This is a genomic window from Stenotrophomonas sp. (assembly GCF_032066555.1).
In the GTDB taxonomy this organism is placed as follows: Bacteria; Pseudomonadota; Gammaproteobacteria; order Xanthomonadales; family Xanthomonadaceae; genus Stenotrophomonas.
Map to the genome: position 1 here is coordinate 23,386 of NZ_DAMBKV010000002.1, position 9,234 is coordinate 32,619.

The following is a 9,234-nucleotide window of genomic DNA, read 5'->3' on the forward strand; positions in this document are numbered from 1 at the left end:
TTGGGAGGGGTTGGTTTTGCCTTTGCCTTGCTGTGTTTGATGGATCTGTGGCTTCGCGGCTTACGCCGCTCCTACAAACAAAGATGCAAAAAGAAAACGCCACCCTTGGGGCGGCGTTTTCAGTTTGTTACCACCAGCCGCGGTAACCCCAGCCCCAGCCGGGACCCCAACCCGGGCCCCACGGGCCGTACGGGTAGGCGGGCACTACTTCCACTTCGCGCTGTACCGGCCACAGGTAGACCACGTCGGCGGCAAGCTTGGGCAGCGGGTAGTCGTATTCGCCGATCTTGGTGCTCTGGTAGCCATCGATGCGGCCAATGAAGGTCACGTCACGGCCCGGCTCGAACACCGCCGGATCATAAAAGCCGCTGCGGCAGGCCAGGAAGCGGCCGTCGCTGGCATCGCTGGACGTGGTGCTCGGGCGGCCGCTGGCATTGAGCGGGCGGGCCAGCATCTGGAAGCAGGTTTCGCCCTGGCCGGGGATGGTTTCGATGATGCGGCCGCCCCAGCGTACCGGTGCGCCGGTCTGCTTCTGTGCCACCGCATCACGCGGCGAAACCGGGGTGAACTGTCCCTGCAGCGGTTTGGGGGCCGTGGCACAGGCGGCCAGCACCAGGCTGGCAGCGGCAACGAGGAGGATGCGGGTCTTCATGTTCGTACTCCGGGTTTCGGGCGGTGCCTGTGCAGGTCCGCCAATAATGAAACGACATCCGATCGGACGCCAGCGTAGCGCGCCTGGGTGAAACGCTGGCTGAGTGCCAGCAGGTCGCTGCCGGGGCGTTCGCGGTCGACGCGCCTGGCCCAGTCGCTGGCGGTTTCGAAGGGCTCGCGGCCCAGGCCCAGGCGCTGGTAGCGCCGGTCCAGTCGCTGCCAGGCACGCAGCAGCGGGTCACGCTGGCGTTCGCCCCGGGCCAGCAACCAGACCATCAGGCCCAGGGTGAGGGCGGCGAAACCGGCAAACAAGGCGACCAGTTGCGAGGGGTTCAACTGCTTGATGCCGATGGCGCTGAGCAGGTGTTGCTGGCGCTCGGCGTTGAAGGACAGCACGGCGGTGTTCCAGCCGCGGCGCAGGTAGTCACCGTATTGCAGCAGGCTGCCCCAGCGGCCGGCCAGGTCCAGTCCTGTGCCGCCGGTGTCGTTATCGCCCAGGCGGTCTTCGAGCGTGTCGTAGATACGCTCCGGCGCAACCGCTGCGGTGGGGTCCACGCGTACCCAGCCGCGCTGTGGCAGCCACACTTCGGCCCAGGCGTGTGCATCCAGGCGGCGCACAACCCAGTAATTGCCGAACCGGTTGCGGACACCACCGGCGTAACCGGTGACAACGCGTGCGGGCACCCCGGCGCCGCGCATCAGCACCACGAACGCAGCGCTGAAATGCTCGCAGTAGCCGGCTTTCTGGTCGAACAGGAATTCGTCGACGGAATGGCGGCCGGCCAAGGGCGTGGCCAAGGTGTAGGCGAACTCGCGGTGGATCCAGTCCAGGCTACGGCGGACCAGGGCGGCCTGGTCGTTGCCGGCTTCGTCGCGCCATTGCCGGGCCAGGGCCAGGGTGCGCGGATTGAAGCCCTCTGGCAGCTGCAGGGCCTGCTGTCGCAGAGGTGCTGGCAATTCGGCCTGGAAGGCGCTGGCGGCGCTGGACTGCATGCGCCAGCGGCTCAGTGCGGTGAGTGGTTGCGGTGTGCTGAGGCTGTAGTCGGCGTCCAGATGGGCACCGTTGGGGGCCTGCAGTGGCAGGTCGAGTGCGACCAGTTCGCGGCGGTCGGTCGGCTCGTACTCGATCTGGTAATCCCAACGCGGGGCGGCAGGGCGCAGCGCCGGCGGCTGTCCGTAGAGCTGGCTTTCCAGGCGGGTCCAGCGGCGGCCGTCGAAGCGGGTCAGGACCGGGCCGCGCCAATACCGCTGGTCCTGCGGTGGCACCGGGCCAAAGAACTCCACCCGCAGCGCCGGACTGTCGTCAGCCATCAGGTCGATCCAGCCGCCGGGCTGCATGCTGCCGGACAGGCCTGGCCGGCTGACTGCCCGTTCCGGCGTGCCCCACAGCGGCGTCGGCAGGCGCGGTACCAGCCAGAACGCCGACAACGCCAGCGGCAGCGCCAGCAACATCAGCCGGCCAACCGTGCGCAGCTGCGCGCGCGGCGGCAGGTGGGCGATGCCGACTTCCTCATCCGCCAGCCGTTGCAGGGCCAGCAGGGCGGCGACCACCGCGGCTGCCGACATCAGCAAGGTGCCTGGCCCCTGGTCAAGCAGGAAGGCGGCGAAGGGGGCGAACAGGGCAAAACCAATCAGGCTGCGTGCATCGCGCAGGTTGCGCAGCTCGCTGGACTTGATCGCCAGCATCGCGGCGAGCAGGGCGCAGCCGCTGTCGCGGCCGGGTCTGGCGCCCATCTGCCAGTAGATGCAGGCCAGCATGATGCCAACCAGCAACAGGCGCAGCGGCAAGGGCATGGCGTTGCGCCATGACCACAGCGCCACCAGCAACGTGGTGATGCCGAAGACCACGGCAAGCGTGACAGGCAGCTGCAGCAGCAAGGGCAGCAGGCACAGCACGGTGACCAGGTTGATCCAGGCGCGGCTGCCGGCGCTCAGTGCGGGCGAATTGATCTTCATGCCGGTGGCAGCAGCGCCAATGCGCGCAGGCAGAGGTGGCGGTGGGCGTCGCCGCTGGCCGGTCCCAGTGCAGGCATGCCCGGCAGGCGCAGTTGGTAGCTGCGGCCTTCGCGCTCGGCGTCTTCCACCCAGCGTGCGAGCCGGGAGATGCGACGTTCGTGCGGCAGGGCGCGCAGTTGCTGCCAATCCAGTACCAGTTCGGCGCCGTAGGGGCGCTCGTACTCGCGCACCAGCAATTCATCGCGTCGTGCCGAGTGTTTCCAGGCGATGCTGCGGCGCGAATCGCCGCTGCGGTAAGGACGCATCTGCTGCAGCTCCTCGCCCTGCGGATGCACGCGGGTGCGGGTGGAGGCGCTGCCGGCGTCGGGTAGCGGTGGCGCATTGGCTTCCGGTGCGGGATAGACCAGCAGCGCCGCGTCAGGCCAGAACCATGCCCAGGCGCGGACCAGTCCCAGTGGTTGCGTGGTTGCGATGCGGATGCGGGAGAGATCCAGCCAGCCGCGCTGCACGGTCGGCAGCCACAGATCGGCCTCGGCCTGGCTGTGCTGCTCCAGATTGAAGTGGGTCCCTGCCTGCGCGCAGTCCAGTTGCAGGGCACGGCGCGGGCGACCGTCGCTGCGGGCAAGTGCCAGGCGCAGGCGGATGGGAGTGCCGGCGGCCACCGGATCGGCGGAAACGGCGTCCAGGCGCAGGCCGGACAGCTGCAGATGTGCCTGCAAGCTGCTGGCCAGTGCGGTTGCGGCCAAGACCAGGGCCAACAACAGGGCCGGGTTGTTGTTGTAATTCAGCGCGCCGAGCAGCATCACTGCAAGCAGGGCCGCCAGGAACAGCCCAAAGCCGGTCGGCAGCACGTAGATGCGACGTCGATCCAGCTGCGTAGGCAGTTGTTCGGGCTGCCGGGGGCGGGCCAGAAGCTGCAGTGATTGCAGGCGTTGCCGCAACGCTGCCCGCACTTCAGTCGACCCGCACGCTGTGCAGGATGGCGCGCGCCAGGGTCGGGCCGGAGGACGCTTCGGCCTCGGCGACCAGGCGATGCCCGGCTACCGCGATGAACAAGGCCTGCACGTCTTCCGGTATCACATGGCGGCGGCCGAGCAGCAGGGCGTGCGCCTTGGCTGCGCGCAGCAGGGCGATGCCGGCGCGTGGCGACAGGCCTACGCGCACCCCCGGATGCTGGCGGCTGCGGGTAAGCAGGGCCTGCACATAGTCCACCAGCGCGTCGCTGGCATGTACCTGGGTCACCGCGTCGCGCAGCATGCGGATGTCCTGCTCGGAGAGGCAGGGCGCAACCCGCGCGATGAGATCACGGCGGTCTTCGCCAGCCAGCAGGGCACGTTCGGCATCGGCATTGGGATAGCCCAGGGTCAGGCGCAGCAGGAAGCGATCCAGCTGTGAGTCCGGCAACGGGAAGGTGCCGGACATGTCCACCGGGTTCTGGGTAGCGATCACGAAGAAGGGATCCGGCAGGCGATGGGTCACGCCATCGAGCGTCACCTGCTGCTCGGCCATCGCTTCGAGCAGGGCGCTCTGCGTGCGGGGCGGTGCGCGGTTGATCTCGTCAGCGAGCAACAGGTTGCAGAACACGGGGCCGGGATGGAACTGGAAGCTGCGGCTATGGGCTTCGTAAACCGAGATGCCGAGCACATCGGCGGGCAGCAGATCGGAGGTGAACTGCACGCGCTGGAACTGCAGGCCCAGGCTGGAGGCCATGGCGTGGGCCAGGGTGGTCTTGCCAAGCCCGGGCAGGTCTTCGATCAGCAGATGTCCGCCGGACAGCAGCGCGACAAATGCCATCCGCACCTCCTGCGCCTTGCCGAGCAATAGGGAATTGACCTGCTGTTGCGCTGCCGATAGGGACTGTAGTGTTACTTCGGTTAGCATTCCGGGCGGCGCCATTGTCATGGTCGTCTCGATATTTGGGCTGAAGGAAGTGTACGTGGCAATCAGGGGTGAGCAACGCGCATACGTAACGTTCCTGGTGTTGTGGGTGCTGGTCACCACGGCCAAGGTTCTGCTTGCCTCGCAATTGCCTTTGTTCGTGGACGAAGCGTTCTATTGGCAGGAAGGCCAGCATCTGGCTGCTGCCTACTCGGACCTGCCTGGCCTGACGGCGTGGTTGACGCGGCTGGGGGTCGAGGTTGCCGGTGATCATCGGCTTGGGGTGCGCTTGCCGTTCCTGATCATGGGCGCGGCGCTGCCATGGATGGTCGCTGCCATCTGCACGCGCTGGTTTGGCGTGCGCATGGGTTGGCGCGCTGGTTCCCTGGCCTTGTTGATGCCGTTGTCGGCGACGTTGGGCATCCTCGCGGTGCCGGACGTGCCGATGGCGATCGCGGCGCTGCTATGTCTGGATGCCGGTGCACGCTTGCTGCGTGGCGTGGGCGCCGGCGGCGCCTTGTTGCTGGCATGCGGCCTGTTGATGGGCGCGCTGAGCCATTACCGTTTCATCGGCGTGATCTGCGTCGGCTTCATTGCGCTGCTGCTGTTGCAGGAAGGCCGCCGGATGCTGCGCGATCCGCGTGTATGGATTGCGCTGTCGGTAGGCGTGGCGGCTTGGGTGCCGTTGCTGGCTTGGAACCTGGACAACCAGGATGCAGGGCTGAAGTTCCAGCTGGTTGAGCGCCATCCATGGGCGTTCCAATCGGAAGGGTTGTTGTTCCTGGTGATCCAGCCGCTGATGGTGACGCCGCTGCTGTTCGCGGCTATGGCGGTGGTGGCAGTCCGGGGCCTGCGCAATGCGCAGGGTGGTTTCCATCATCTGCAATGGCGCTACTTTGCCTTGGTAGGGGCCACCTCCACCTTGCTGATCTTTGCACTGGGCTTCTTCACCGACGTGGAGCGGGTCAGCTTCCATTGGCCGCTGCCGGGCTATCTGGCACTGCTGGTCTGCGTGCCGGCGCTGCTCAACCATTGGTCGCGCCCATGGCGGCGCGCGCTGTGGGGGCTCACCTCGCTGGGCCTGGTGATGGCGATGGGTTACTACCTGTTCGCCGCCTCGCCGGGGCTGCGCGAGCATATGGCTGGCAGCAAGTACTACCCGCGCAATTTCGCCGGTTGGCAGCAATTGGCGGATGGGGTGCGCGATGAGCTCGCGCAGATGCCGGAAGATACCCAATTGCTGGCAGGCAGCTTCAAGGTGGGGGCCGAGCTCGGCTTCCGCCTCAATGATCCGGCGATCAAGGTATTGCCGCATGCGCTCAACGATCGTCACGGTCGTACCGCGCAGCTGGCGTTGTGGAAGCTGATCAGCGATGGCAACCGCTCGACGCCGGTGCTGCTGGTATTGGCGCCGGGAGACCAGCGGTACCGTGACCTGCTGGCGCGCTACCACAAGGTCTGCGAGCTGGTGGGGCCGTTGCCGCCGCCGCGGGTGATCTCCCTCGATCATGGCTTCCAGCGCTTCCTGCTGTTCCGCCTGCCAGCGCAGAAGCAACAGGGGGCGTGCGTCACGCCGGCGATGGCATGGGTGGAAACCCCGCTGCTGGGTCAGACGGTGGATGGCGCACTGGAAGTCAGTGGCTGGGCCTTCAAGGACGGTGTCGGCTTGTCGCGGGTGGAAGTGCTGCTGGATGGGCGCAGTGTGGGCGACGCCACCTATGGGCGCAGCTTTGACGTGCGCCCGTTCTGGAAGATATCCAACGATCCGCAGCATCCAAATATCGGCTTCGACGCACGCCTGGAGACCTCGGCATTGACACCAGGCAGGCATTGGCTGGGTCTGCGCCTGCACGGCAATGACGGCAGTGTCGAAACCTGGGCCGAGCAGCCGTTCGAGGTCAAATAGCGACCTGGTCGGTTTGTCGCAGCTGAAGCCGTGGCCCGGGTAAGCGCAGCAGCGTAGCCCGGGTAAGCGCAGCGCACCCGGGGCTGTTGGCGAGAAGTATTGAACGACCGGTAGATAGTGGTTCCCGGGTGCGCTGCGCTTACCCGGGCTACGGTGAAACCGCAGGTTAGGGCAGTTGATAGCCTGCCTGTCGCAGCAGCTGCGCGGTCTTTATCAGCGGCAAGCCGATCAGCGCGGTAGGGTCGGTGTTCTCGATGGCCTCGAACAGGGTGATGCCCAGGCCCTCACACTTGAAGCTGCCAGCACAGTCCAGCGGTTGCTCGGCATCGACGTAGCGCTCGATCTCTGCCATCAGCAGGGTCCTGAAGCGCACGCGGGTGAGATCAATGGCTTGAAGTTGCGCATCGCCATTGCTGACGCATACGGCCGTATGGAACAGCACTTCATGGCCGGACATTGCCGCCAGCTGCGCACAAGCGGCCTCGCGGCTACCGGGTTTGCCCAGAGGTTGCCCATTCAGCTCGGCAACCTGGTCCGAGCCGATGGCCCAACTACCCGGGTGCTGGCGGGCGATGACGTCGGCCTTGGCGCTGGCCAGGCGGCGTGCCAGAGCGCTTGGCGGTTCGCCGGGGAGTGGGGTTTCGTCCACCGCGGGGGCTGCCGAACTGAACGAAATCCTGAGCCGGTTAAGCAATTCGGCGCGATATCGTGACGTGGAGGCGAGAATCAGGGGCTTCATGTGTAAAAATACGCAGCTCGGGACGGGCAGTCTGCTGCCCCGCCCCCGGTCTGACAATGTTTCCGTCGCCTTGGATTTGACAGCGGCGGGGCTACTCCTTAACATTCTGCAGCTTATGTCCGCGAACGTGCCCGAATTGCTGGATGCTTGGCGGATGGTCGTAGCGCGTAGGCGCTTTGACGGCCAGGTGCCTTTGTCCGAATTGACCCGCCTGCAGGGTCTGGTTGCCGATACCGAAGGCCAGTGCACGTATGCGCTGGAATTTGATCGCGACAACGTGCTGCAGGTGGCCTATGTCGATCTGACCATCGATACCGAGCTGCCCTTGATCTGTCAGCGCACCATGCAGCGCTTCCTGCTGCCGGTGTCGATCAAGCAGCGCTTGGGCTTGATCAAGGACGAGGACGAGGAATCCGCGCTTCCAGAGGAATATGAAGCGCTGCTGGTGCCGGAAGATGGCAACCTGCGGCCGCTGGATCTGGTGGAAGACGAATTGGTGTTGGCGGTGCCGGTGGTTGCACTGGCGCCGGGGAGCGAGGCGGTCGAACGTGACTTCTCCGCAACCGAAGAAGAATTGAGCAAGGCCAATCCCTTTGCGGCATTGGCGGCGCTGAAGAAATAATTGCGGCCGGTAATCGTCGGCGGCTGCGGCGAAAGCGAGTAGTGCTGGACGCTGGCGTCCTGTGCAATTAAACGACGAAGCAAACGAAACCGAGTTTGGAGCAATCCCATGGCTGTGCAGAAATCCCGTGTTACCCCGTCCCGCCGCGGCCAGCGTCGTGCCCACGACGCCCTGAGCGCAAAGCAGCTGTCCACCGATCCGACCACCGGTGAAGTGCATCTGCGTCACCACATCACTGCTGACGGTTTCTACCGCGGCAAGAAGGTGATCACGACCAAGTCGAACTCGGTCGTTGAAGAAGATTGATTTGTGACGGCTGCCGCCACCTGAGTGTGGCGGTTGTTGCACCGATTCTTCCGGGGCCGCCTGCGGGCGGCTTCGCGCAATAGGAAACAGCATGAGCAAGCGGATCTACTCGAGGATCGCGGGCACTGGTAGTTACTTGCCCGAGAAAGTGTTGACCAACGACGATCTGACCAAGATTGTCGACACGACCAACGAGTGGATCGAGTCGCGCACGGGTATCCGTGAGCGGCACATCGCTGCCGACAGCGAAACCACCAGTGACCTGGGCTACAACGCCGCTTTGCGCGCGCTGGAAGCTGCCGGCATCGAGGCTTCGCAGCTGGACATGATCATCGTGGGTACCACCACGCCGGATCTGATCTTCCCGTCTACCGCATGCTTGATCCAGGCCCGCCTTGGCGCCTCTGGTTCGGCGGCATTTGACGTGAACGCGGCGTGCTCGGGCTTCATTTTCGCCCTGAGCGTGGCCGACAAATTCATCCGCAGCGGCGACGCCAAGCACATCCTGGTGATCGGTGCGGAAACCCTGACCCGTATCGTCGACTGGACCGATCGCACTACCTGCGTGCTGTTCGGCGATGGCGCGGGCGCCGTCGTGCTCAAGGCCGACGAAGAAACCGGCATTCTCAGCACCCACCTGCATGCCGATGGCAGCAAGAAGGAGTTGCTGTGGGATCCGATCGGTGTGTCGGTCGGCTTCGACAAGCCGGGCAAGATCAACATGAAGGGCAACGACGTGTTCAAGTACGCCGTCAAGGCGCTGGACTCGGTGGTTGATGAAACCCTGCAGGCCAATGGCCTGGACAAATCCGACCTGGATTGGTTGATCCCGCACCAGGCCAACCTGCGCATCATCGAAGCCACGGCCAAGCGCCTGGATATGCCGATGGACCGCGTTGTGGTCACCGTCGACAAGCATGGCAACACCTCGTCCGGTTCGGTGCCGCTGGCGCTGGACGCTGCGATCCGTTCGGGTCGCGTCGAGCGTGGCCAGCTGTTGCTGCTGGAAGCCTTCGGTGGCGGTTTCACCTGGGGCTCGGCGCTGCTGCGCTACTAAGCACCTCCGCATACAGATGTACCGCACGGGCAGCCATTGGCTGCCCGTTGTCGTTAAGGCTTCCCCTGTAGTGCCGAGCCATGCTCGGCAAGGGCTTTACCGGTAGAGCCCCTGCCGAG

Annotated in this window: 9 protein-coding genes; 4 read left to right on the top strand and 5 right to left on the bottom strand. The window is 65.3% G+C overall.

Annotation, left to right across the window (positions count from 1 at the left end):
* Positions 1–127: 127 nt before the first annotated feature.
* From RT131_RS03355 to RT131_RS03370, 4 genes are read right to left on the bottom strand one after another with little or no spacing between them, the layout of a single operon-like run.
* Entirely contained in the window at positions 128–652 is a 525-nt protein-coding gene (locus RT131_RS03355) for a Slp family lipoprotein (protein WP_313170270.1), read from the bottom strand.
* Positions 649–2,607, bottom strand: coding sequence for a DUF3488 and transglutaminase-like domain-containing protein (locus tag RT131_RS03360; protein ID WP_313170272.1), 1,959 nt, complete (start codon positions 2,605–2,607; stop codon positions 649–651). The genes RT131_RS03355 and RT131_RS03360 overlap by 4 nt, the downstream gene beginning before the upstream one ends.
* Positions 2,604–3,560 carry a DUF58 domain-containing protein gene (locus tag RT131_RS03365; protein WP_313170274.1) on the bottom strand — a complete coding sequence of 319 codons (957 nt, stop codon included), beginning with the start codon at positions 3,558–3,560 and terminating at the stop codon, positions 2,604–2,606. The genes RT131_RS03360 and RT131_RS03365 overlap by 4 nt, the downstream gene beginning before the upstream one ends.
* A gap of 1 nt (position 3,561) precedes the next feature.
* Positions 3,562–4,488 (bottom strand): MoxR family ATPase, encoded by a 927-nt coding sequence (locus RT131_RS03370; protein ID WP_313170276.1) that lies wholly within the window; start codon positions 4,486–4,488, stop codon positions 3,562–3,564.
* Positions 4,489–4,549: 61 nt separating this feature from the next.
* On the opposite strand from RT131_RS03370, the gene RT131_RS03375 reads away from it, so the two are divergent.
* On the top strand, positions 4,550–6,391 hold the full coding sequence (locus RT131_RS03375; protein ID WP_313170759.1) for a glycosyltransferase family 39 protein: 1,842 nt from the start codon (positions 4,550–4,552) through the stop codon (positions 6,389–6,391).
* A gap of 166 nt (positions 6,392–6,557) precedes the next feature.
* Here RT131_RS03375 and RT131_RS03380 read toward each other — a convergent pair whose 3' ends face one another.
* The gene (locus tag RT131_RS03380) at positions 6,558–7,130 is read right to left on the bottom strand and encodes a Maf family nucleotide pyrophosphatase (protein WP_313170278.1); all 573 of its coding nucleotides are present in this window, start codon (positions 7,128–7,130) and stop codon (positions 6,558–6,560) included.
* 115 nt (positions 7,131–7,245) lie between these two features.
* On the opposite strand from RT131_RS03380, the gene RT131_RS03385 reads away from it, so the two are divergent.
* The 3 genes from RT131_RS03385 to RT131_RS03395 all read left to right on the top strand — a co-directional run bounded on the left by RT131_RS03385 (position 7,246) and on the right by RT131_RS03395 (position 9,115).
* Positions 7,246–7,752 (top strand): YceD family protein, encoded by a 507-nt coding sequence (locus tag RT131_RS03385; RefSeq protein WP_313170280.1) that lies wholly within the window; start codon positions 7,246–7,248, stop codon positions 7,750–7,752.
* Between the two features lie 108 nt (positions 7,753–7,860).
* The gene (gene rpmF, locus RT131_RS03390) at positions 7,861–8,058 is read left to right on the top strand and encodes a 50S ribosomal protein L32 (protein WP_293715587.1); all 198 of its coding nucleotides are present in this window, start codon (positions 7,861–7,863) and stop codon (positions 8,056–8,058) included.
* A gap of 91 nt (positions 8,059–8,149) precedes the next feature.
* Positions 8,150–9,115 (top strand): beta-ketoacyl-ACP synthase III, encoded by a 966-nt coding sequence (locus tag RT131_RS03395; protein ID WP_313170281.1) that lies wholly within the window; start codon positions 8,150–8,152, stop codon positions 9,113–9,115.
* The last annotated feature ends 119 nt before the right edge of the window (positions 9,116–9,234 follow it).

What these genes read in the sequence shown, in the direction of transcription:
- RT131_RS03360 (WP_313170272.1), bottom strand. Translation starts at nt 2,607, where the DNA reads ATGAAGATCAATTCGCCCGCACTGAGCGCCGGCAGCCGCGCCTGGATC.
- RT131_RS03370 (WP_313170276.1), bottom strand. Translation starts at nt 4,488, where the DNA reads ATGCTAACCGAAGTAACACTACAGTCCCTATCGGCAGCGCAACAGCAG.
- RT131_RS03355 (WP_313170270.1), bottom strand. Translation starts at nt 652, where the DNA reads ATGAAGACCCGCATCCTCCTCGTTGCCGCTGCCAGCCTGGTGCTGGCC.
- rpmF (WP_293715587.1), top strand. Translation starts at nt 7,861, where the DNA reads ATGGCTGTGCAGAAATCCCGTGTTACCCCGTCCCGCCGCGGCCAGCGT.
- RT131_RS03395 (WP_313170281.1), top strand. Translation starts at nt 8,150, where the DNA reads ATGAGCAAGCGGATCTACTCGAGGATCGCGGGCACTGGTAGTTACTTG.
- RT131_RS03380 (WP_313170278.1), bottom strand. Translation starts at nt 7,130, where the DNA reads ATGAAGCCCCTGATTCTCGCCTCCACGTCACGATATCGCGCCGAATTG.
- RT131_RS03385 (WP_313170280.1), top strand. Translation starts at nt 7,246, where the DNA reads ATGTCCGCGAACGTGCCCGAATTGCTGGATGCTTGGCGGATGGTCGTA.